This window comes from Saccharopolyspora sp. NFXS83 (genome assembly GCF_026241095.1).
Classification (GTDB): Bacteria; Actinomycetota; Actinomycetes; order Mycobacteriales; family Pseudonocardiaceae; genus Saccharopolyspora_C.
This window is the reverse complement of the sequence record NZ_JAPFGB010000013.1, coordinates 17101-39489: the sequence shown is the minus strand read 5'-3', so window position 1 is coordinate 39489 and position 22389 is coordinate 17101. Positions and strand designations below refer to the sequence as shown.

The 22389-nt window shown below is 68.5% G+C and carries 20 protein-coding genes; 6 read left to right on the top strand and 14 right to left on the bottom strand.

Translation table 11 applies throughout. The features are described 5' to 3' along the window. From OOZ19_RS16020 to OOZ19_RS16005, 4 genes are all read right to left on the bottom strand, one after another. The coding region (locus tag OOZ19_RS16020; RefSeq protein WP_266090908.1) for a WXG100 family type VII secretion target at positions 1-1471 on the bottom strand (1471 nt) is incomplete at its 3' end. A 141-nt stretch (positions 1472-1612) separates the two neighbouring features. Next, on the bottom strand, positions 1613-2407 hold the full coding sequence (locus OOZ19_RS16015; protein ID WP_266090907.1) for a hypothetical protein: 795 nt from the start codon (positions 2405-2407) through the stop codon (positions 1613-1615). 115 nt (positions 2408-2522) lie between these two features. After that, positions 2523-2822 (bottom strand): WXG100 family type VII secretion target, encoded by a 300-nt coding sequence (locus OOZ19_RS16010; protein WP_266090906.1) that lies wholly within the window; start codon positions 2820-2822, stop codon positions 2523-2525. Positions 2823-2884: 62 nt separating this feature from the next. Further along, on the bottom strand, positions 2885-3208 hold the full coding sequence (locus OOZ19_RS16005; protein ID WP_266090905.1) for a WXG100 family type VII secretion target: 324 nt from the start codon (positions 3206-3208) through the stop codon (positions 2885-2887). A gap of 258 nt (positions 3209-3466) precedes the next feature. Here OOZ19_RS16005 and OOZ19_RS16000 point away from each other — a divergent pair, with 258 nt between their 5' ends. Continuing rightward, positions 3467-3874 (top strand): CAP domain-containing protein, encoded by a 408-nt coding sequence (locus OOZ19_RS16000; protein WP_266090904.1) that lies wholly within the window; start codon positions 3467-3469, stop codon positions 3872-3874. 34 nt (positions 3875-3908) lie between these two features. Here OOZ19_RS16000 and OOZ19_RS15995 read toward each other — a convergent pair whose 3' ends face one another. Together OOZ19_RS15995 and OOZ19_RS15990 are read right to left on the bottom strand one after the other, a co-directional pair. Next, positions 3909-4688: a hypothetical protein gene (locus OOZ19_RS15995; protein ID WP_266090903.1), complete on the bottom strand. Its 780-nt coding sequence runs from the start codon at positions 4686-4688 to the stop codon at positions 3909-3911. A 447-nt stretch (positions 4689-5135) separates the two neighbouring features. Beyond that, complete coding sequence (locus OOZ19_RS15990) at positions 5136-5351, bottom strand: hypothetical protein (protein ID WP_266090902.1); 216 nt, start codon at positions 5349-5351, stop codon at positions 5136-5138. Positions 5352-5722: 371 nt separating this feature from the next. Between OOZ19_RS15990 and OOZ19_RS15985 the strand changes: the two genes are divergently transcribed. Further along, positions 5723-6469, top strand: a complete 747-nt coding sequence (locus tag OOZ19_RS15985) for a response regulator transcription factor (RefSeq protein WP_266090901.1) — start codon at positions 5723-5725, stop codon at positions 6467-6469. A 40-nt stretch (positions 6470-6509) separates the two neighbouring features. On the opposite strand, the gene OOZ19_RS15980 is transcribed toward OOZ19_RS15985, so the two are convergent. Beyond that, complete coding sequence (locus OOZ19_RS15980; protein WP_266090900.1) at positions 6510-8195, bottom strand: helix-turn-helix transcriptional regulator; 1686 nt, start codon at positions 8193-8195, stop codon at positions 6510-6512. A 188-nt stretch (positions 8196-8383) separates the two neighbouring features. Here OOZ19_RS15980 and OOZ19_RS15975 point away from each other — a divergent pair, with 188 nt between their 5' ends. Continuing rightward, positions 8384-11119, top strand: a complete 2736-nt coding sequence (locus OOZ19_RS15975; protein ID WP_323055145.1) for an AAA family ATPase — start codon at positions 8384-8386, stop codon at positions 11117-11119. Between the two features lie 186 nt (positions 11120-11305). On the opposite strand, the gene OOZ19_RS15970 is transcribed toward OOZ19_RS15975, so the two are convergent. The 3 genes from OOZ19_RS15970 to OOZ19_RS15960 all read right to left on the bottom strand — a co-directional run bounded on the left by OOZ19_RS15970 (position 11306) and on the right by OOZ19_RS15960 (position 13829). Further along, on the bottom strand, positions 11306-11875 hold the full coding sequence (locus OOZ19_RS15970; protein WP_266090898.1) for a helix-turn-helix transcriptional regulator: 570 nt from the start codon (positions 11873-11875) through the stop codon (positions 11306-11308). Between the two features lie 436 nt (positions 11876-12311). Further along, positions 12312-12662 carry a hypothetical protein gene (locus OOZ19_RS15965; protein WP_266090897.1) on the bottom strand — a complete coding sequence of 117 codons (351 nt, stop codon included), beginning with the start codon at positions 12660-12662 and terminating at the stop codon, positions 12312-12314. A gap of 414 nt (positions 12663-13076) precedes the next feature. Then, complete coding sequence (locus tag OOZ19_RS15960) at positions 13077-13829, bottom strand: winged helix-turn-helix domain-containing protein (protein WP_266090896.1); 753 nt, start codon at positions 13827-13829, stop codon at positions 13077-13079. Positions 13830-14402: 573 nt separating this feature from the next. Between OOZ19_RS15960 and OOZ19_RS15955 the strand changes: the two genes are divergently transcribed. The 3 genes from OOZ19_RS15955 to OOZ19_RS15945 are packed head-to-tail and all read left to right on the top strand — an operon-like array spanning position 14403 to position 16406. Next, positions 14403-14645, top strand: a complete 243-nt coding sequence (locus OOZ19_RS15955) for a hypothetical protein (RefSeq protein WP_266090895.1) — start codon at positions 14403-14405, stop codon at positions 14643-14645. Between the two features lie 59 nt (positions 14646-14704). Further along, positions 14705-15802: a sensor histidine kinase gene (locus tag OOZ19_RS15950; RefSeq protein WP_266090894.1), complete on the top strand. Its 1098-nt coding sequence runs from the start codon at positions 14705-14707 to the stop codon at positions 15800-15802. Beyond that, complete coding sequence (locus OOZ19_RS15945) at positions 15789-16406, top strand: response regulator transcription factor (RefSeq protein ID WP_266090893.1); 618 nt, start codon at positions 15789-15791, stop codon at positions 16404-16406. Before OOZ19_RS15950 ends, OOZ19_RS15945 begins: the two co-directional genes overlap by 14 nt. 157 nt (positions 16407-16563) lie before the next feature. Here the strand turns inward: OOZ19_RS15945 and OOZ19_RS15940 are convergent, their stop codons facing one another. The 4 genes from OOZ19_RS15940 to OOZ19_RS15925 form a co-directional block, all read right to left on the bottom strand. After that, entirely contained in the window at positions 16564-17145 is a 582-nt protein-coding gene (locus OOZ19_RS15940; RefSeq protein ID WP_266090892.1) for a GNAT family N-acetyltransferase, read from the bottom strand. A gap of 349 nt (positions 17146-17494) precedes the next feature. Next, a complete protein-coding gene (locus tag OOZ19_RS15935; RefSeq protein WP_266090891.1) occupies positions 17495-18385 on the bottom strand; it encodes a class II glutamine amidotransferase domain-containing protein in 891 nt (296 codons plus the stop codon). 74 nt (positions 18386-18459) lie between these two features. Then, positions 18460-19446, bottom strand: coding sequence for a DMT family transporter (locus OOZ19_RS15930; protein ID WP_266090890.1), 987 nt, complete (start codon positions 19444-19446; stop codon positions 18460-18462). Positions 19447-19879: 433 nt separating this feature from the next. Beyond that, positions 19880-21679 carry an NAD(P)/FAD-dependent oxidoreductase gene (locus OOZ19_RS15925; RefSeq protein ID WP_266090889.1) on the bottom strand — a complete coding sequence of 600 codons (1800 nt, stop codon included), beginning with the start codon at positions 21677-21679 and terminating at the stop codon, positions 19880-19882. Between the last annotated feature and the right edge of the window lie 710 nt (positions 21680-22389).

Genomic DNA, 22389 nt, shown 5'->3' with positions numbered 1-22389 from the left:
CAGGCGACTGCGGCTGGTCCTGACCAGGCGACCAGTTCTCCCCAGGCGGACTCACCGGCGGCTGCCCCACCGGAGGCGCACCGCCCACCGGCGGCGGGCCGCCCACCTGCGGCGCATCACCCACCGGAGGCGGGCTCCCCACCGACGGCGGGCTGCCGACCCGAGGGACATCCCCTACCGGCGGTGCGTCGCCGACCGGCGGCGGAACAACGGCGGGATTTCCCCCAGGTTCCCTGGCACCGGGGCGGGAACCGCCGGGCGGACGACCCACCGGAGGAGGTCCGCCGACCGGCGGCGGAGCGCCGACCGGCGGCGGCGTGCCCCCGGGACCGCCCACAGGCGGCGGCGTGCCCCCCGGACCGCCCACCGGCGGCGGACCGCCCACCGGCGGCGGCGTGCCCACCGGCGGCGGCGTGCCCCCGGGACCGCCCACAGGCGGCGGCGTGCCCCCTGAACCGCCCGCAGGTGGCGGCGTGCCCATCGGACCGCCCACCGGCGGCGGCGTGCCCACCGGTGGCGGCGTGCCCTCGGGACCGCCCACAGGTGGCGGCGTGCCCTCCGGGCCGCCCACAGGTGGCGGCGTGCCCTCCGGACCGCCTGGGGTCTCAGGCGGGGGTTTCACCGGCGGTGGCTCGTTCGGCGGCGGCTCGTTCGGCGGTGGCTCGTTCGGCGGCGGCTCGTTCGGCGGCGGCTCAGGCGGCGGCTCGTTCGGCGGCGGCTTAGGTGGCGGATCCACCGGCGGCGGCTTAGGTGGCGGCGGCGACGGTGTCTCAGACTTGACCGGGTCCGGGGTGACGACGTCGTCCTTGCGCCAGTCGTAGTTGGAGGAGACCTGGACGATGACCTGGCGCATGGATTCGGTCATGGCTTTGACGACTTCCTCGTCCTTGCTCACCATGACCTTGTTGTCTTCCATCTTCGGGGCGACACCGCGCTGCAACGCGAGGTCGGCGTAGTAGCGGTCGTAGTAGTCGACGGTCTGCGCGCCCCAGGCGAGGTAATTGCCGTTCATCCGCAGCGTGTCTGAGATCGAACCGCCCGCCTCGCTCTCCAACGCCCCTTCGCTGAGCAGCCTTGCGTGCGCATCGATGTTGTTGGCGAACGTCTCCATCTTCGCCAGGAAGGCCAGCGCGGCAGGCCCTTTCCAGATGCCGTCCGGACCCGCGGTGGCACGTGCCTGGTCGCGGAGGCTCTTGGCGACGGTCTCCATCGTCTGCCGGGCGAAGTCGAAGTTGTTGGCGGCCTGCTGCAAGGTCACCGGGTCGACCAATCCGCGCAGTCGCTCGTCCTGATCCCCGATCACGGCGGCGCCACCGGTCAACGCGGCCTTGATCCGCTTCCAGTCCCACTCGTTGAAGTTGTCGTCCCCATCAGCGGTGGCCTTGGAATCAGCGAACACGGAGTGCTTGTCATCATCATCCGTCGTGGTGTTGCTGCTGTCGTCGCCGTACTTTTCCTGATGCGAACCCACGCCTGCTCCTACTGCCCCTGAACCGCTGATGACACGAGATCACCCCGTCCGGGAAGATCTCGGATTAGTCCACCCCACCTGATCGAATGCGCGGACCGATGCCTACCTCATCCACACCATGACGCCGGCTACGACGCCGTCCTACTTGCCCGACTCCGTTTCACCGATGTAGGAGTACGCCTTCGCCATGATGGCGTCCAGATCAGTACCGGCGATCTTGTTCAGGTCTTCGGCTTCCTCATATTCCTTCAATACCCGCGCCAAGTCCTCTTCCAGGTAGTCGAAGCCCTTCTCGGTGTTGTGCAGGAAGTCGTAAACGGCCGTCTTGAGCCCGACGGAACCGTTGTCCCCACCGGAGCCCATGACCCGGTCACGAAGCCGGTAGGCATTGGCGAAAGCCCCCGGCAGGATTTCCACGTCGCTGACGTAGTCCTTCGCCGGGGTGATCATGGCTTTCAGCTTCAACATGTTCTGGGCGAAGGCCTTGAGCGCCTCGGTGCTCACGACGACCTCGTCGCCTTCCTTGCCCTTGTTGTCGTACTTCGGAACCTTCGGCGGGTCCTCCACATCCGGGGGCGTCTCGTCGTCACCGAGCCCCCAGTCGAGCTTGTCGACGTAGTCGGTGTCCTCGTTCGGGCCTTCCCCTTCACCATCCGGCTTGGGGATGTCCTCGGCCTTGCCGTTCTCGCCGAACCGCGGGTCGTCCTTGTACTCCTCCTTCAGGTCGAGGTACTTCTCCCAGCTGTCGTCGGTCTCCCCCGGACTGCTGGTGTGACCGAGCGCGGCGGCGCTGCCGCGCGCCTGGATGAGATCCCGCTCATCCTCGGTCATGTACCCCTCTTCGACGAATGCGTCGATCTTGTTCCAGTCGGCGTACTCGGTGTCCTTCCACGCGTCGCTTTCCAGCCAGTAGTCGATTCCCTGCTTGTCACCCATGATGAACTCCCTGATCTCATTGCCCGGAGGTGGCTCCGATGGCCACGGCGGTGGCCGCCGGGAAAGCCGGGGTCACTTTCCCGACGGCCGAACCACAGCGCGGTACCGGAATCGCTCAACCCCGGGTCTGGTCCCAGATCTGCCGAGCGCGCTGCTCGGTCGTGCCGTAGTTGTCGGAGATGTTGAGCAGGGTCTGCCGTCCCGACTGCAGGTACTGCGGCATCAGGTTTGCCTGCTGGTTCCACGCCGCCTTGGCTTCCCAGTAGGCGTTCTGCGCGTCACCGGTCCACTCCGAAAGGCTGGCCTCGACGGACCGCTCCATTTCGGTGAGCGCCGAGCGGACCTTGTTGTTGATCGCGTCCATGTCGTAGAGAGTCGCGTCCGCGACGCTGAAGTTGAAACGATAATCAGACATCTGCACTCCTCATCAATCCGCGCACGAGCGGATTCATTTCATTGCGAAATCGACGAAGTCGCTCAGACTCCCGGCAACGGGAGCGCGGAACTGAAAGAACCGGCCTGGCTGGTCGCCTCGTCCTCGGCCGCCACGTAGTCCTTGGAGTTGATCCCCATGACCTCCATCATGCCGATCAACTTGTTGATCACGATGCTGAAGGACTTCTCCCAGTTGTCCATCGCCTGGTTGAAGTTCCTGGAGGCGTCGCCGTGCCAGCTCGTCTGCAAGGTCGCCATCATGGTGTTGACGGCCTGCATGTCCCTGGTGAAATCACTGGCGGTATCGCTGAACTTCTGCCCCGCGGACTGCATCCCGGGGGTCGAGGTCTGCACCTGCTGTGCCATTCGAATCTCCTCCCACTCTGCTCGGCGCGCACCGCACCGGAGGATCGGCGCGCGTGCGCGGGCATCCGCAAGTCTCGCCGTCGAATTCCGCGTTGGGAGCCGACGCGGGCGACCCGTACCCGAACGCTCAGCACTGCTGCCTACTCGGGCACACCCACCTGGCCGCAGCACGTTTGGTGGCGGATTTCCCGATATATAAGGGATATCGATCGCCGATGTGGAGTCCGGACTGCACGGGCCGAGGAGGTGTGGCGTCCTATGGCGCTCGGAGCAGGTCGGGACGCGGTGCGAGCCCGGACCGAGGACAAGGTCGTGTCACTGGTCAACGCCGAACGCACCAGACGCGGACTGAACCGGCTTGAAGGTGACGAGCGGCTGCGCCGCTCGGCGCGACGGCACAGCGCCGACATGGCACAGCGGGATTTCTTCGCGCATCAAGGTTTTCGCGGTCCATCGCCGTTCGACCGGATGCTGGCCGAGGGGTTCGAGGAGCCCGCCGGGGAGAACATCGCCGTCGGCCAGGAAACGCCGGCCAGCGTGGTGCGCGCCTGGATGCAGAGCATCCCGCACCGCGAGAACATCCTCAACGGCGAGTTCCGCGCGATCGGCGTCGGACTGCACATCGGCGGCGGAATTCCCTGGTGGACGCAGAACTTCGGCTACTGAGCCGCGCCGGCGCGCCGAATCCGGCCCACCACGTTCACGGCGCCCGGTCGCAGCCGTCCACGAACTCGGCGGCGCCCCACCACTGCCCCAGGTGGTCCGCGATGGCCTGCGCGTACACGCACACGAGTTGGTGCCGCGAGCTGTAGCGGTTCCAATTCCGGTTCACCTCGGACGGCGCCGCGGAATTCGACTCCTCCTGATCCAGGGCGAGGTCACCGGCGCACTGGGCGCGCAGCACGGAGCGGTGGGCGAGCCGCACGGCGTGCGCGGAACTCGTACCACCGGTGAGCGCGAGCACCCTGTCGAGCTCATCTCGCTCCAGCAGCCGGGGCAGCGAGTCGTTGATCCAGTTCTCACCCCAGCACCGGAGCCGGGCTCGCCGAACCGGCCACAGTGGATCGACGCTGTCGCTCCCGCGCCCCCGTGGCGTCCGGCTCGGACTCGTGGCGGCCACCCGCCACAGCTCGGTGTCCGGTTCACCGGCGGCGGCTTCCAACGCGAGCTGCGCGGTGTCGACCCACCAGCCGACCCACAGGACGTAGTTCGAGAACCACATCTCGCGAACGCCTTCGGACTTGAACCACAGGTCGCGCCTCATGTCGTTCAGCGGCGCCACATCCGACTCGGTCGGTTCGGCATCGTCGGGTGCCGGTGGCACCGCGCGGACCGACTCGGCCCACTTCGACCGCACCGCGGCCACCGCCGCCGCCTGCTCCGCCATGACGGCCAGCAGTTCGTCGACGCGCAGCCCGGCCGGACCTCCCCGCGCCAAGACGGGACCGGTCACTTCATCGGTGATCACGGAAGACCTCATCGAACCTCGTCCTCGCCATGTCCGGCCGCGGATCCGGGCGTTCGCCTGGTGCGGACCGGCCATGCGGCATCGGCTTCACGAACATCCCGGACAACCGGGGCAACACCGCGACGGGGTGTCGAGCGTCGTCCCCGCACGTGACCGGCCGGGCCCGGTACACCGGAGGCAGGGTCCACTCGAGAGGACCCGGAAGTGCGCTCGTTCGCTGAAAACGCGGTTGAGGAAGAGCTTCTCCGAGTTCGCGGCGAGACCACCACGACGCGTTTTCACCGGCGCCGGCACGTCTTCCCCAGGCCCGTACTCCTTCCCAAGAGCAGGGACTTTCCAGTCACTGCCGTCGACGAAGCGGTCGGAATACGGAAGGAACCTGTTCGCCATTCTCACTTCTTTCGATCGTCCGCCACACCGGACCGTCCGCGCGCGTCGAGAACTCGTTCCCGAGCGAACTCACTTCGTCAATTTACCCGCATTCACCACCGACTGAGAGGCGTCACGGCATAGAGCGCGCGTCCAGGCATCGAAATTGCCCGGAAGGGCATCATCGGACCGAAATTCTTCGCCGCCGCGTCGCACCGTCGAGCCGTGCGCAGAAATCACGTCCTCACTCAGGACGATCAACCGGGCACGGGCCGATGACGTCTTCGCCATGCCGCTGATCAGCACGGATACTCTCGAGACACGCCTCCCGACCGGCACGCGGTTCGATATCGGACGAACCGAGGAGAACAGATCACCACGTGACCCGCCCGCACCGCACCGGGACGTACAGTTCCACCATCGGCTCGGCTCAGTGCGACCTTATCCGGCCACGAGCGACCTTCGAGGGAATGTGGCGACTATTGGCCAGACCGGCGAGTCGTCCGTCGCGTGGACGTCATCACGTCCGCCCGAATTCACCCGGCTTCCGTTCGCCGGCGAACATCCGTGCCACGCTCGGTTCACGATCGCGACAACGTGCCGATCGTCGCGACCACCGTCGGTCATCTCAGACCGATGGACGCAAGGAGCTTGAAAGTGAGAAACAGGTCCAGGAGATGACCCAGCAGAAAACCGCTCAGCAGGACCACTCACACGTTCGAGGACCACGCATCCTGATTCTCGAGGACGATCCCGCGACCTCCCAGGTGATCACCGGTCACCTGCACCGGGCCGGCTACACCGCGTTGGTCGCGTCCGATGGCGTGCTCGGCTTGGAGCTGGCGCACGAGATGAGCCCGGACCTCGTCGTGCTCGACGTGACGCTACCCGGCCTCGACGGCACGAGGTTCTGCCTGGAGCTGCGAACCCGGAGCCAAGTTCCGGTGATCATGTTGACCTCATTGGACGCGGAGGAGGAACGACTGCGCGGACTGGAAGCCGGCGCGGACGACTACCTGACCAAGCCGTTCGACCCGGTAGAGATGCTGGTGCGAGTCCAGTCGGTGCTCCACAGGACGAGGGCCAGACCTGCGCCGTCGCGGAACGTCCGGCGCGCGGGCGACCTGGTGGTGGACCAGTCCGCGCGCGTCGCCAGCAGGGGACGGCGACGGCTGGCGTTGACCAACATGGAGTTCGCGCTCCTGGTGTTCCTCTTGGACAACCCCGGCCGGGTGTTCCGGCGCGATGAGCTGATGCGCAGCGTGTGGGGGCGCGACTCCGGCAACGCGTCGACCGTGACCGTCCACATCAGACGGCTTCGGGAGAAGATCGAGCTCGATCCGTCCCGCCCGGAGATCCTGGTGACCGTGTGGGGCGTGGGCTACCGCTTCGACCCTCCCCGCACACCGGACCGGCTCCGTTGACGGCGATGGGGCGTCGCCGCATGGGCTCCGGAGCACCGCGCTACGTCGAGCGGATCCGTACGCGACGGGCGCGGTGGCCGTCCGCGTTCTGGTGCTGCGCGCGGCGGGGTTCCGACGGGACGAGGGCGGTCGTCTTCCCGTGATCGCCCGGCGAGGTACCGCGCGGGCGTCCACGCCATCCGCTCCGATTCCAGGGCACCGGGGCGAGCAGGAGATCCGGCTCGGCATCGCGCCGGTCCTCCTCGCCGCTCAGCTCCGGCCACCGCTGCGCCGCGGCGTCGTGCGCGTGGACCGCGAGCGTCGCGCAACCGCACGAGCATCCCGCACGGGCAGGTTCCGAACCGTCGGAGGCCTTGCTCTCACTTGATCCCCGGAACGCCCAGGCGGAGGGGGAACGCCGGCTGCCGACCGCGCCGGGACCCGTTCGCGGCGCGTTCGCCACCGCCACCAGCTCCACTCGGGACCGGCAACCCGTCTTGGCGAACAGCCGGGTCAACTGGCTCTCCACCGTCTTCTCGGTCAGTCCCAGCTTCGAACCGATCTGCCGGTTGGTGAGCCCCGAACCGACCAGGCCGATGAGCCGGGAGTCGGCGACGGACCAGGATCGCGTTCGTGCGGCGGATCGCGGAGACGGATCGGATTCGTCCACGACGGAGTGCGGTTGCGCGGACGTCCGCGCGCCCGTCACCCGCGGGGAGGTCAGGCTCGCCACCACGTCCCGTTCCTGGCGAGCGAGGGCCGTCGCAAGAGCCGGGCAGGCACAGCGCAGCCTCCCTCCGGCCCCCACCAGCAGCCCCTCCTCGACCAGCTCGTCCACCGCGCGTTCGCAACTCGCCACGTCCTCCTCCAGGACGTCGGCCACCAGCGGTAGGTCGTCGAGGTCGAGCGCTCCGAAAGTCGCCGCCGCCACGAGCAGTCGCGGTGGGAGCGAGCCGAGCCGACGGGCGCGCAGCACCACGCCGTGGTCCGCGGGAAGAGCGATATCCGTGCCCGGAGCCAAGCGGTGGTCGACGATCCGCCCCCGGTCCCACAACTCCTGCACGGTCGCCAGCACGGCGCCCGGATTGCCGTAGAGCGGCCCCAGTGCCCCGCGCAGCGCCTCGCGGACGCCCTTGTCCAGCTCACCGCCCGCGATCGTCGCGACGTCCTCGTCTCGCAGCGGTTCCAGGTCCAGCACCTTGTCCGCCAGCTCCAGCACTTCACGAGCGACCGGCGCGGGTTCGGCACCGGTTCGCAGGGAAGCGACGACCAGGCAACCCGGCCGGCGGGCGGCGAGCAGCAGCGGGACGGGGTCCTCGATCTCCAGGACGTCGTCGACGAGCACCGCGGTCGGTTCGGCACCACCCATCCGGCTGAACACCCGGTTGAACTCGGCCACCACGGTGGCGAACCGCGTGTCCGGATCTTCCGGATCGCGCTCGTTCAGCCGCGTCAACGCGCTGATGCGGTCGATCAACTCGGGCCCACCGGACCGGTCGAAGTCCGCTCGCAGCGCGTCGACCACCGCATCGACCCCGTAGCGCTCACGTCCCGCGCGCACTTGGGTCACCCGCGCTCCTCGGGACAGCCAGCGCCGGGCAGCGGTCTCCAGCAACCGGGTCCTGCCGATACCGGGCGCGCCGCGGACGACCAGCAGCCCGCCGGCCTCCGCACCGGACGACAGCGCTGTCCGCAATTCCGCCAGGGCCTCGTCCCGGCCTGTGATCGCCACCTGTTCACGCACCATGACCGCTGTCCTCCCGCACCACACCGTCGCGCCGCCTTCGACGCGTTCGCTGGACGGGCCGCAGGTTATCGCCGAGATCACCGGAAAAGCAGGAGCCCAAGACTCATGAATGACACATTTCAGAACGGTGTAAGAAGTTCTAGTCAGCCAATATTCGCGCAAGAATCGCTTAAGACTCTTGTCATCACGTGAATGCGACCGGTCCCGAGACCGCTGGCAATACTGGGACTGTGCTCACTCCTCGACCCACACACCGATCGGCCGACTCGGCGAACTCGACCTTCCCCGATGCGCCCGCCCGGCGCACGACCTCGCGGGGCAACGCTGCCCGAGAACCCCGGGCAAGTGCCCCTTCAGCCGTCCGCGGCGAGGTCGTCGACCGGATCGTCGACGTCTGCACGCACCGGCCGGACCTCCCGCTCGTCATGCTCACCGGCCCCGCCGGGATCGGCCGCAGCAGCGTTCTCGCGCAAGCGCGCCGGCGGATCACCGACGAGCACCTGGCCACGGCGACCGTCCCGATGCCGCGCAGGGAGTGCGACGCGGCGCACCTCGCGGCCCGGCTCGCCGACGAGCTCGGCGCGCCACCCGTTCGCGGCGACTTCGCCTCGGCCGCGTTCCGGCGGCTGTCGGCGACCCTGGCCGGGCGTCACGAGCCGCTCGTGGTCTTCCTGGACGACGTTCACCGGATCAGCCCGGAATCCGTCGGGGCCGCGATGTCGTTCCTCGGCGCGCTGGCAGGCACCCGGATCACCCTGGTCTGCGCCGCCCGCACCGGTACCCATGACCGGACGAGCCTCGATTCGCTGCGGCAAAGCGGGCTGGTGCACGAAGAACGGCTCCGCCCGCTGGGGGAATCCGAAGTGGAGCGGATCATCGCGGAGCACCTCAACGCCGCCCCCGCCCCCGGCGTCGCCATGGCACTGCGGAACTCCTGCCGAGGACTCCCCTCCGTCGTGCACGCCGCGGTCGAGGGATACCTGGCGTCCGACCGCGTGCGGGTGGTCGACCGCCGGACGCACCTGGTGGGGGACCGACCCCCGCGCGTGCCGAACACCCACCCGCTGTTCGCGGACCTGTGCGAGCCGAAGTCGCCGACCTGGGCCGTGCTCAAAACGCTGGCGGTGCTGCATCCGCTGGGCGAAGCCGCCCCGTCGCTGATCGCGGAATGCGTCAGCCACGGCGAGGACAAGGTCGTCGAGATCCTGCGCGGGCTGGCCGAAGCGGACGTGCTGCTGCCCGGCCCGCGGCCGAATTCCTGGCGATTCCGCGTGCCGATGCTCGCCACCCTGCTCTCGTCCTGCCTGGGCCCGTTCGAACGGCGCAGGGCCGCGCTGCTCGCCGTGACCGCCGTCTGGAACGGCGAAGCGTCCTGCGCGGACCCCGACTACCTGCCCGAACGACTGGTGGACGCGGACAGGCTGGTGGATTCGGAACGGGCGGCCTCGCACTTGATGGCGCGCAGCGCGTCGGTCGCGAACGGTGACCGCGCGCAGCGATGGCTGTCCGCGGCGACCAAGCGGACCACCGATCCCGCCCGCCGAGCCGCGGCACTGCACCAGCAGGCCGTGTCGTGCGCGATGCGGCAGCGGTTCGGGACCGCCTCCGACGCGGCCGTCCTCGCGCTGAGCACGCTCCCGGACGAGCTCTCCGCCGATGCCGTGCAGCAGCTGCAGCTCATCTACGTGGCCGGGTTGGCCGCCGACGGCGACGCGTCCGGGCTGCACGAGTTCGTCCTAAACGGCTGGCGATCGATTCCCGGTGATGACGCGGCCCGGGGCGTGACCCGCGCCGCCGCGCTCTGCCTGCTCAACCGCTGGTGGGACGCCCACGAGCAGCTCACCGCCGAACGCGGGCGGTGGCGGGCGGACGGCCACGGCACGGCCGCGTTCGGCCAGGCCATCAGCCGAGTGGTGGCGTCGTCGCTGGGGCTCGCGCCCCGGACGGAAAGGGCCGGGACCGACACCGCTTCGCCGGTGACGCGCCTGCTGGCGAGCGCGCTCCAGTTGCGCGACGAAGCGGAAGGCGGCGGGACCGGGATGCCCGAGCACTGGGACGAGGCGCTCGACCGGGCCCGGTCCACGATGGCCGTGGCGACGGTCCACGGCCAGACCCCCGGGCGGACGACGACGTACCGGGCGATGGCGACGATCCTGACTGCCCGCGGCCAGCTGAACAGGGCGCACGCCGTGCTCGACGAAGCTCGCTCGCAGCACCTGATGCTGCCGCACCTGCTGGCGCTTCCCGCCGCCGACCTGGAAAGCACGCTCGGCGCGCACGACCGCGCGCGAACGATCGCGGAAGGAGGGCTCGCTCGCGCGGCCTCGGACGGTCTCATCGTCGGCACCGACGACCTGTGGCTGCGGTTGGCCGCATGGGAGTCGCGGCACGGGACCCCGGCGGAGGCGAAGAAGTGCGCGGAGCGGATCGAGCGGATCGCGGAGCGCTTGGGAACCGTCTCCGCGCGACGCAACCACCTGCTCGCACGAGTGCTCGTCGAACACGATCCGGCTGCCGCGAAAGAAGTCATCGAGCTCGCCCGAACGCGTCGCCGGAAGGTCGAGTTCGCCTGCACCGCCTTGGTCGTGGCCGAAAGCGGACTCGGGGACCCGAGCCTGCTGCGGGAGGCTTACCAGACCTTCGGCGGGGTCGACGCGCTGATTCCGCGAGCGCGGCTGCGCCAGCTGATGCGCGCGCGCACCATCGCGGTTCCCGGCCGGAGCGCGACCCTCGCCGAGAACGAGCGGTTGCTCGCGACCCTCGTCACCGACGGGCTGACCAACCAGCAGGTCGCCGTCGTCCTGGGAACCAGCGAGAAGAGCGTGGAAGGCCGGCTGACCCGCTTCTTCCAGCGCACCGGATACCGGTCACGCGCCGAGCTGGCGACGGCGACGCTGCGCGGCGCGACGGCCGTGCCCGCGTGAGGATCCGGCTCGCGGCGGCGGCTTCGGGCGGGGCGAAGTCGTTCACGGCGGAGCCCGGCTATCGGCGGGCGGTTCGCGCCCTCAGCCGTGGCCGGCGACGAACGGTCCTTCCCCGCGCGGCACCGATTTCGGCGCACCGCGCGGGGATCCGGCACCCTCGCATGCTCGTTCGCGCCTCGCGTGGTTCTAGATGATCCCCGTTCGCATCGCGTATGCGACCAGCTGCGGACGATTGCGCAGGTTGAACCGACTCGTCATGGCGTAGATGACGTTCTTCACGGTGCGTTCCGAGTAGCACATCCGAGTCGCGATCTCCTCGGTGTCGCACCCTTCGGTGAGCAGCCGAATGACGTCGACCTCCCGGCTCGTCAGCCCGGAAGAGTTCAGGCCACGCGGGGTCAGCACCTCTTCTTGGAGATTCTGCACTTGGCGCAGCAGATCACCGAGCAGGTTCGGCGGCAGCAACCCGCCGCCTCCGGCCACGACGTCGATCGTGCTGATCAGCCGTTCCTCGGTGGCCGCGCTGCGGTGCAGCACCGCGACCACGCGGCACTCGACCGCGCCCAGCAGCTGAGTCCGGTCGAGTTCGTTGGTCACCAGCACCATCGGCGCCGAGCACTGGGCGGCGGCCCGGCGCATGTTGACCATGATCTCCGGGGTGACCCGGTCGGCGGCGACCACCAGAACATCCACGTCGGAGGGCAGCTCGCCCGTCGCGACGAACACGTCCAGGCGTCCCATCAACGCCTGGGTCAAGCCGTTCAGCGTGATGGGATCAGCCGCCCATGCCGCGACCCGCACACGCTTCGCTGGCTCTTGCGCGTCGTGCCAGGCCGACGACGATTGTGCTGATTCGGGCTGGGAAGTCATCCGCGATCATCCTCCGAACGTGGAATGCGAACAGTTCGGTTGCGCCGCGTCCCCGAACGCTGCCCACGACGGGCAATCCTCGGCAACGCGCGACCACCACAAGTCTCCGCAGTCCATGCCGGTCGATCCGAAATCATTCTCGGGAAACCGGGATTCCCCCCACTTGAAGCCTGCTGCAGACCCTCGCCAGACATCTTCGGCGAACCGATCGACAAGCGGGCATGAATCCTCTCACATCGGTGCGCAGGGATCGAGAAAACGACTGTGCCGTTGCCACGTGGTTCACGGCAACGGCACAGCCCGGTCGTCGATCAACGCCCGATCAGAACGGGTGGAAGCTCGGCCCGTCGACGGTGGCGATGTTCAAGCCGGCCCGCCCGTCATAGGTGACCGGGCCGATGACGGCGCCGCCGGACTGGCGGATCTCGACCGGCTCCGGCTTGTCGCCGACGAGGTCAAAGTCCACGCACTGGCCGCTGGGGACGACTGTAGTGGCCATCCCGCCGCGGTCCGGGAACGCCGCGTAGGAATCGTAGGAACCCTTCGAGCACAGCTTGAAGACACCCGGAGTGGCGGCCTGCGCGGTCCCCACCGTCGCCATGGCGAGTGCGGCTCCCACTGCCGCGGTGAGCGCCATTCCACGCCCCATCCGACGCCGCGTTACCTGCTTCATCGAATATTCCTTTCTTTTGAATTCCTCTGTCCACACAGAGTGTGTCAGATGGAACGATGATCGCAGTTCCACCACTTCGAATCGATCACCTACGGGAAAACGCCTTGCCTGTTCGCGCATTTCACTATCACGACAGCGACAGCAGAATCCATTTCATCGTTCTTAAATCAGAGTTTCCAATTTCAGCACACTCACATGCCGAGGAAACTCCACGCGAGAACGGTCGCGACTACGCGCGGACCGTTTCCACGGTGCCGCGAGCGGGATTGCGATAGTGCTGGTCCCCGCCGAGGAGCCGGACTCTCACGGCGCAACTCGCACGTTCGCCCGCCTGTCGGACTCGTCCCGGCCCGAAACAGCACGTGATCACAGAGAAGCGATTTCCTCGAACGACCCGGAACCACGGCAACGGATTCACCGCGGCCCAGCCGGGTCCCCAGGAAGGTCGAACCGGTAGCCGACACCCCACACGGTGACCAGGAGCTCGGGCCGCGACGGTTCGTCCTCGATCTTCTCCCGAAGCCTCCGCACGTGGACGGTCACGGTGGACGCATCGCCGAAGTCCTGTCCCCAGACCTCCCGCATCAACTCCTCCCGCCGGACGACCCGTCCAGGATTGGCCAGCAGGAACAGCAGCAGCTCGAACTCCATGTTCCGCAGGCTCAGCTCCCGCCCGCTCTTGGTGACCGTCCGCGCCGGCGGGTCCACCACGAGATCACCGGCGCTCAGCGCCGTGGAGGACGACGGAACGGTCGTGCGCCGGAGCACGGCCCGGACCCGCAACACCAGGTCGCGCGGACTGAACGGTGTGGTCAGGTAATCGTCCACACCGGCGGCGAACCCGCGAAGCCGGTCCTCTTCCTGTTCCCACGAGGTCAACATGATCACGGGAACTCGGCTGCGGATGCGCAGTTCCCGGCAGAATCGGATGCCGTCGCCTCCCCGGCGCCTCAGATCGAGCACGACCAGGTCCGGCATCAGCCGCCTCGCGAGCTCCAACCCCGTCGCAGCGTCCATGACGACGACCGGGAGGAAATCCGCCTGCTGCAGCGAACCGGTGATCACCTGGGCCACGGCGGAGTCGCCCGCGAGGACCAGGATCCGGTGTTGCGCTCCGGAAGGGCGGGCCCCCTCCGCCGGATCCGCCTGCGGAGTTCGCGCGGTCATCCGCATCGTGATTCCTCCTCGTCGACGTGATCGAATCAGTCCAGGACGGCCCGGCAAGACGCCCGGCGGTGCGCGGAAGGACGCCGTCGGGCACCTGACCGGATCGGCCTGAACGAAGAAGAACCCATGACGCAACGTCACACTCAACCTCAGGTGTGCCGTGACGGACGCCACAACTAGGGAGGATCAAGGAACAGACCCTTCCTGACCAGGTGTGATGGATACCCCTCGCAGGGCGATCGAGCACGCCGTGACGGCCGGTCGCGCCCATCGGCCGCCCCTGCCGGTTCGATGTGGATCCTGCGTGCCGCACCGGCGTCGATCCGGCCTCGGTCGACCAAGCGACGGTGCCAGGATCAGCGGGCTTCGAGCACACTGGACAGGTCGGCCGGGCAGGCCGCCACGACGCTCGACCATCAGCTGCTCCAGGACCCTTCATCGACATGGTGGCAATTCGACCCTGCGCTTCATCGCAGTAGAGTGCGCGTGAACGGCACAGTGACGAGGGATCACTTCCACATGTGACGTGATGTCACTATTTCGATGCGGGCGCTTGGGGAATCGTCGAAAACCATGAAAACGCTGGACGTCATCCTCAACCTAGTGACCATCGTCGCCGTGACCGTGGTCCTCGCCTACTTCGGACTTCACTTCGACACCGGGCTTTTCACCATCCTGCCCGAGGGGATCACCGCCTTCTTCCTGCAACACCAACCGCTGCAGTACGTGGCGCTGGGTGTGCTCGTCGTGGCGCTGCTCGCCAAGGCCCCGGTCGGCAAGGCCATGAAGGCGCAGAGCGGAAGGGGTCGAGACTGATCATCGACGACCACGGCTTGGACGGCCCACGCGCCGTCGGGCACGTACGACGGAGCGCGATGCTCACCGCGGTCTCGGCGATCGCGCCGCTGTGCGTCGTCGGAGTCGTGCTCACGGCGACCTCTTGGTGGGAAGCGCTGATCGTCGCGGTAGGGCTGCTGCTCACTCTCGGCGTGCTCAAGGAGTGGAGCCTGGACGGCTATCCGCGCCGCGCCGTCTTCGCTCTCATGTTCACCGGCGCGAACTGGCTCGTCGGCGCCCTCACCACCAGCAGCCCGATCAACTTCGTGCCGTTCTCACTGGTGGGCGCGCTACTACTGGCCAGGTTGCGGAGTCGGCGGCTGCTCTTCATCGGGGCCTTCGCCTCCGGCGTCGCGGTCTTGGGCTCCACGTCCTTGGTCACGCACGCACCGACGTGGCCGCTCGCCGGTGCCTACCTCGGTCTGCCCGTCATCGGCACGCTCTTCATCGTCGGCGTCATCATCACGAGCGAGCAGGCGTGGCTCATCGCGCGCCGCCTCGAACGCGCGCAGGAGACGGAAGCGGAACTGGCCATCGCGCGCGAGCGGGTGCGGTTCGCGGGCGATCTGCACGACATCCAGGGCCACTCGCTGCACGTGATCAAATTGAAGACCGCTCACGCGCAGACGCTGGTCCGCACCGACCTCGACCGCGCCGATGTCGAACTCGTCGAGATCCGGCGTCTCGTCGACGACGCCATCGCTGGGACGAGGGAACTCGCCTACGCGCGGCACGAACTGAACTTGGCCACCGAACTCGAGAACGCCAAACGCATCTGCGAGGCGGCGGGGATCGCCGTCGAGGTGCACCACAACGCGGGGGGCCGGTCACTAGCGCACCCGCTCCTGGCGCAAGTGTTGCGCGAGGCCACGACGAACCTCCTTCGCCATGCCCAACCGGAAACCGTCTCCATCACCGCGTCGAAGACCCGGGTGGAGATCGCCAACGACGGAGTGACCGCCGAGCCGGATTCGGACCTGCGCGGACTCGCTCGGCTACGCGGCCGATTGGAGTCGGCGGGAGGCACCTTGCGAATCACGCGAACGCCGGAAGTATTCGCACTCACCGCGGACCTCACCCCACAGCACGCCGATGCGTCTACCGACCACGATCGGGGCCAGTATGACCAGCGATGACCCAATACGGGTCGTCCTCGCCGACGACGAGAAACTCCTGCGCACCGCGATGGCATCGCTACTACCCCTCGACGGCACCATCGTGGTCGTCGCGCAGGCCGGGAGCGGTGCCGATGCGGTCGACACGACCCTGCGGCACCGTCCCGACGTGCTCGTCATCGACCTTGAGATGCCCGGCATGAGCGGCCTCGAAGCGGTCGCCGCGATCACCGAAGAGCGCCCGGAGCAGGCCGTTCTCATGCTCACCCGACACGCCCGGCCAGGGGTGCTGCGACGGGCGTTGAAACTCGGCGTGCAAGGGTTCATGAGCAAGAGCGCCGATCCCGAAGAGATCGTCGAGGTCGTCCACGAATTGCACGCGGGGCGACGTTGGATCGCCTACGAAGTCCTCGAGGCCTCCGTCGTCGATGATTGCCCCCTCACCGACCGCGAACTCGACACCCTGCTCGAAACCCGCGAAGGCTATTCGGTGAAGAACATCGCGAGCAGACTCCACCTCGCCCCCGGCACCGTGCGCAACTACCTCTCCAACGCGATGCAGAAGACCAATACCCGAACTCGGCACGACGCCGCCCGCCTCGCGCGCGAACGCGGCTGGCTATGAATATTCCTCGCCGTGACACGCCGGCCGCTCGAACACCGCCTCTTTCGCGATCAGCGCCCCACGCTTGATCCTGCTACGGCGAGGCGGCGGACAGGTCATCGGGACATCTTTACCCACGGCACAACTCGAAGGTGTCCGCCCCCGGGTGAAAACCTGATCACACGCCTCCGCCTTCTCCCGGGTCACCGTTCTGTTGCCGCGCACCGTCCTCACCCAGGTCGCCGGCGCGGATGCGCCAGAGCACGGACGGGATCTCCGGCCCGTTGGGACCGAACCGGCGCACGAAGTCCCCGCTGGGGTCGTACCGCATGCCCAGGCGGCTCATCACCCGTTCGCTCCCGGTGTTCTGCCTGGTGGTGAAGGCCACGATCTCCGCCAGCCCGAGCCGGTCGAACCCGTCCCGCAGGACCGCGCGTGCGGCCTCCGTCGCGTAGCCGCGCCCCCAGGCGCCCCGATCAAGGCGCCAGCCGATCTCGATGCACGGGGTGAAGTGGCTGTCGAAAGCCGGCAGACCGAGTCCCACGGTGCCGATGGGCCGCGCGGTGTCAGCCAGGCAGACCGCGAGCATGCCGAATCCCTTCGACTCCAGTTCCGCCGTCCAGCGGCGCACCGTCGCGTCGCTGCAGGCAGAGTCGAGGACTCCGCCGAGGTGCCGCATGACCACGGGGTCGGCGTGCCACGCCCGTACCGCGTCGAAGTCGGCGGGCTCCCACGGGCGCAGAACGAGCCGCTCGGTCACTATGCACGGCTTCTCGGGAAGCGATGCGGTCTGATCGGAGATGTCACTCACGGCAGGCAGCCTTTCAGTCCGGGAGGAATCGAGAATCTTCGTAACGTTGCGCCGACGCGACATCCCGCCCGTCGACGCACAATGGGCGACATATCTTCAGTCAGTAATGTCAGCGGACGGCACAGCACCCTGTGCCAGGGGCCGGAATCCTCACACCCACACCGCAGCCGACACGGTCCTGCCGCGCCTGGAAACCGTTCTCTGCCACGGGAACGATTCGCCACCGAGGTCGAGGAGGTCCTCGCATCCTCGTGCCGTGGTTTCGACCTCGATGCCCGCAGATCATGTCGCGAACTGGTCACACGGACGAGGACAGCACACGACGCCGCAGCAACGCGTCATCGGCGGCGCGGTCTCGGTCGGTGTAGCCCAGCAACGCGACGGAGTGGCGTTTGCGCAGGTCGCTTTCCCGGGCGGTGGGAACGAAATCGGCCCGCCAGGCCGCTTCCGGGACGCCACCGCGCAGGTCGTAGGTCTCGACCGTCCCTTCCCGCAGCATTCGCAACCCCGAGGGGCGCAATCCGGCCGCGGGCAAGCGGGTACGCAACCACCCCGGATTGGACGCCCAGTGCAGCCGGCCGAACTGGTCACGGGCCACGGCCAGCGGGCTGAGCGCGGCTCGGGCGAGGTGGAGGCGGATCGGATCACGAAGGTCGACCCAGACGAGCGCGGTACGGCCGACCATGCCGGTGAGCAGGTCGCAGATCGCCGCGCGATCGTCGCCCACATCGGACAGCGCGGCGAGCAGGAGTTCGGTATCGAACTTCGGCCGCGTGCGCGGCGGCGGAGCGGGGAGCGTGTCCACGTCGACGTCGCCGTTGTGGGTGCCGACGACGGAGTCGACCAGCAGCGGGCTGGTGTGCTCCAGCGCGTCGGTCGCCCCCTGAGTGCGGAACCGGGTGTGGCCGAGCACGACCGCCGCGCGGTTCAGGTCGGCGGCCAGGTCCTCCGGTGGGGTCGGCGGGCTGTCGTCGTCCTCGACGCTGCTGCCCCACGGAGCGGCGGAGGACATCATGTCGAACGCTCCCGGGGTCTTGACGATCCGCAGCCGCGACGTGCGCAGGTCGGCAACGGCGGCCGGTTCCACCTCGCGGGGCCCGGGGCCGCCGTCAGTCGCGGGGAACAAGCACGCCACACCGGCGCCGTGGACGCCGCGTTCTCGGGACGCCAACCCCAGTGCCCACGTCAAGGCGGAGATCGTCCCCGGATCAGCCCCTCCGGGGACGGTCCCGGCACTTCCGAACAGTCCGCACACGTTCGCTCCTACTTCCAGGGGCCCGTCGCCGGACCCCTGGTCGTCGTACGGCCGGTGGTCGGAGCGTGGTTGCTGACGACAACGCCGCAGACGATCAGCAGCATCGCCGCGCCCTGCACCCACCCGGCTCGCTCTCCCAGCACCAGCCACGCCGCCAGCGCGGTGGCGACCGGTGTGAGGTAGTAGATGAACCCTGCGCGCGAGGCGCCGATGACTCCGATCGACCGGTTCCACGCCGCAAAGGCGACCGCCGAGGACAGCACCCCGACGTACAGCAGCGACCACAACATCTGGCCGTCCAGGGGCATCCGGCCGTCCAGCAATAACAAGTCCCCGAGATACAGCGGCAGCAGGAACAGCGTGCCGACGCCGAAGACACTCGCCAGGAACACCGAATTCCACAGCTCAGGTGGCTTGCGGCGCACCAGCACCGAGTAACCGGCGAAGGTCAACGTGCCCAGCAGCATCCACAGGTCACCGGAGTGCAACCGCAGACCGGTCAGCGACCCTCCGGTGATCAGCGCTCCTACCCCGCCCAGCGCGATGACCATGCCGACCAGCTGCGGACTGGTGATCGGCGTGTTGTCCACCACGCGCGCGAGCAGCACGATGAACACCGGCGCGGCCACCGCCAGCAGCGCCAGGTTGGTCGCCGACGTGGTGCGGCCCGCGATGTAGACCAGAGTGTTGAACGCGGTGACCCCGAGGAACCCGGTCAGGCACAAGTACCTGACATTGGCGCGGCACAGCCGCCACTGGGCCAGGGGTGCGCGGGCGACGAAGGGCACCAGGACCGCGGTGGCGATCGCCCAGCGCCAGAACGACAGGGCGACCGGGGAGATCTCATCGCGCAACCCTCGGGCGGCGACGAAGTTCCCGGCCCAGATCAACACCGCCAGCAGCGCCAGCCCGTAGCCCCACCAGGGCGCACGCGTCTGCCCGGTCTCCGTCGACCGTCCGGTGCGGACAGCGGCGTCCTGGCGCAACAAAGTCATGATCTCTTCCTCCGGGCGGATTTTCCTGTCATACCGACTCTTCCGACCTCCGCGTAGGCACGGCGCCGGTTCAACTCGGGGCGGAAAGAGTCGTCGGCGGGCCGTACCACCGCCCGCAGCGACACCGGGTGCCTGCCGGAGTACCGCCGCGGCGCGAACTCGACGGTGCGCAGCACGCCGTGGTGCACCCGACCGCGAATACAGGGGCTCGTCGTCGTCGTCGGCAACGGTCGCCGGACGACGTTGTCCAGTACCGCGCCGAAATCCAGCCTCGGGCCGGTGCGCACACCGTCGCGCCGATGCGCTCCCAGTCGGCCGCGCGAGAGGCGAAGCGGCCATCGGGAGCGAAGAGGACGGTGCCGCCGTCGCGGATGACGCCATCCGCGTGCCCGAAGGCTTGAATTCCCTGCTCAACATGGAACGAGCATTGCGTTCAGGTAACCGGGTGCGGCTGCTCCACCGCAGGAACCGCCCTCGGCGGGAGGGTCTCGGCCGGAACGGGTGCCGCGGCCGGAAGGTCACCGAGGACGTCGCGGGCTCGGCGCGGGTGGTACAGCGTGTGCATCGGGTGCGGACGCCCGGCCAGGGCGTTCAGCACGGCCTCGGCGACGACCGGGGCCTGCGCGAACCCGCCGGTGTTGTGCCCGCCCGCGACGACGAACGCCCCGTTCGTGGCGGGCAGCGTTTCGAACAAGCCCAGGTTCGATGCGGTCCACGGGCGCACGCAGAACCGCGCGTCCGGATCGCCGGGGGTGATTTCGGCTGCGGCGTAGGCACGGGGGAACAGCCGTCGTGCCGTGTCGGCGATCGCGGCGTGGATCGCGGACAGCTCGGCCCGGTCGATGTTCGCCGGGTCCGCGCCGGTGTATCCGTAACCGGAGCCGAATACCAGCATCTCAGCGCCGTGCTCATCGCGGGCGACGGTGACGTTGGCGTCCTCGGCGACGTGCCCGCGACGAGCGACCTTGAGCGAATGTTCCAGCAACGGCCGACGATTCGGTACGGTCAGCCAGCAGCCGAGGACGCCGTGGATCTGTCCGGCGGACTCGGTGTTGGCCAGCATGTTCTCGCCGTGCACGCCCGGGGAGACGACGTAGTGGTCGGCGCGGTGAAAGTTCCCGCGGGCGGTGAGCACTCCGGCCACCCGGCCGGCCCGGTCGCGCAGCGCGGTCTCGGCCTCCTCGTCGAACGACAGCCGCGCTCCGGCGTCTTCCAACTCGTCGAGCAACCGGGCGATGAGATCGTGCACGTTCAGCGTGAACCCGCGCACGAGCACGCCGCCCGCGTAGGCGTCCGGCGCGGCCTCCGCCAGCGCGGGGAACTCGGCGCGTACCCGGTCCGGGGCATAGCTGTCCAGCAACGCCCCCGCGTCGCGTTGTCTGCCGATCCCTGCGGCGAAGTGGTCGGCATCCTCGTAGAGCCGCAGGATGTCGTGCCGCAGGTACACGTCGTCGAAGGACGCCGGATCGGCCGCCATCCAGTCAGCCCACAGCATCCCGCTGCGACGGTTGAGGTCGAAGATGTCGGTGTTGTAGGCCCGCGCCAACCACGGCGGAACCCGCCGGAACTCCTGGATCCACGCCCGCTCGGCGGGCCCGGTGTCGGCGAGGATGTTCCACCCCAGCTCAGACGGCGGGCGGTCGAACAGAGTGTTCGCCTGATCCGGTGGGACGGGAACCTTGTCGTGGTAGTCGTCGGCCTCGGTCAGAGTGAACATGCGGGCGTTGTGGCCGCCACGGCTGCAACCGTATGCCGGCCACTCGGCATTCTTGCGCGGGTCCGGCGACCGTTCCAGCACCGTGACCCGGTACCCGTGCCGGACCAAGAGCGACGCGGTCACCAGGTTGACCACTCCGGCGCCGATCAGCAGGACGCTCTGATCGGCCCCGTCGCCCGGCCGCCGGTGCGGAATGCGTGCCGCCAACCCCGACCAGCTGTCCTCGACCGGCGGGGCCGCGGTGCGCCGGGCCAGTAAGTACCGCTCGGCGACGGCCAGCGCGCGGAACGCGGCGTCCGCTCCAGCGGTGACGATGCGCACCGCGACCCCTCCCGCCGCGTCCGCTCCGGCGGCGTTCACCTCATCCGCATCGTCCACGACGCGCACGCACACCGTCGCTTCAGTCCCCATCACCGTGCGCCATCGCGCGAGAACGGCGTTCGGCAGCGTCGCGGCGGTGACGACCACGTGCGGCCGCAGCTCGGCGATCGCCGAGCCCAGAGCCGCCGCAGCCACGACGTCCCCGGTTTCCGCCCCCATTAGCGCCAAGTCGGGGCGGCACCAAACATCGCCGCCGATCAGCGAACAGCCATATTCCACCGGGACGTCGCAAAGAATTAACGCACGCATACGAATCGCACTAACCTCCGACAAAGCGGATCAGGACAGCCAAGTGACGCCCGAGTCGGTAACGACGGGGATCTCACGAAAACTACTCACATTGGCGAACTGTAAGCACGTGCTATCGAGCAGGACACCTCCGGGAGGCGACCTTGCGCGGGAGTTCCAGTGGCGTGCCCGAAAGGGTTGCGCTCTTCCTTCTTCGACGAGGATGGCGTTCTGCCGCTGCAGTCCCCGGCCGGCGGGTGCCTTTGGACAATTCAGGGGTGAACCTCTGCTACCCCGGTAGAATGCGCTGCGCACCACTACCGTGGCTGCGCCGTTCGGCGTGGACCGCTGGACACACGGTGCGCCGTCGAACAACGCCGTGGTCCCCGGCTCCAGGCGGGACCGTGGCCCGAAGCGTCGGTGGCGCCGCCGTCGTTGCCGCCCGGCCCGATCGGCAGCGCAGGCGCGGCCTAGCGAAAACTCGGGCGCGGTGGTGTTCAGCCCCCAGTCCGCGGTGATTCCCGGAATCACCCGCGATATCACCGGTGCGGCGCATTCGCTCGGCTTCGGATCCTCATGAGTGCAATCCCTGCGGCGCACGGGATCGGGGAGTCGAG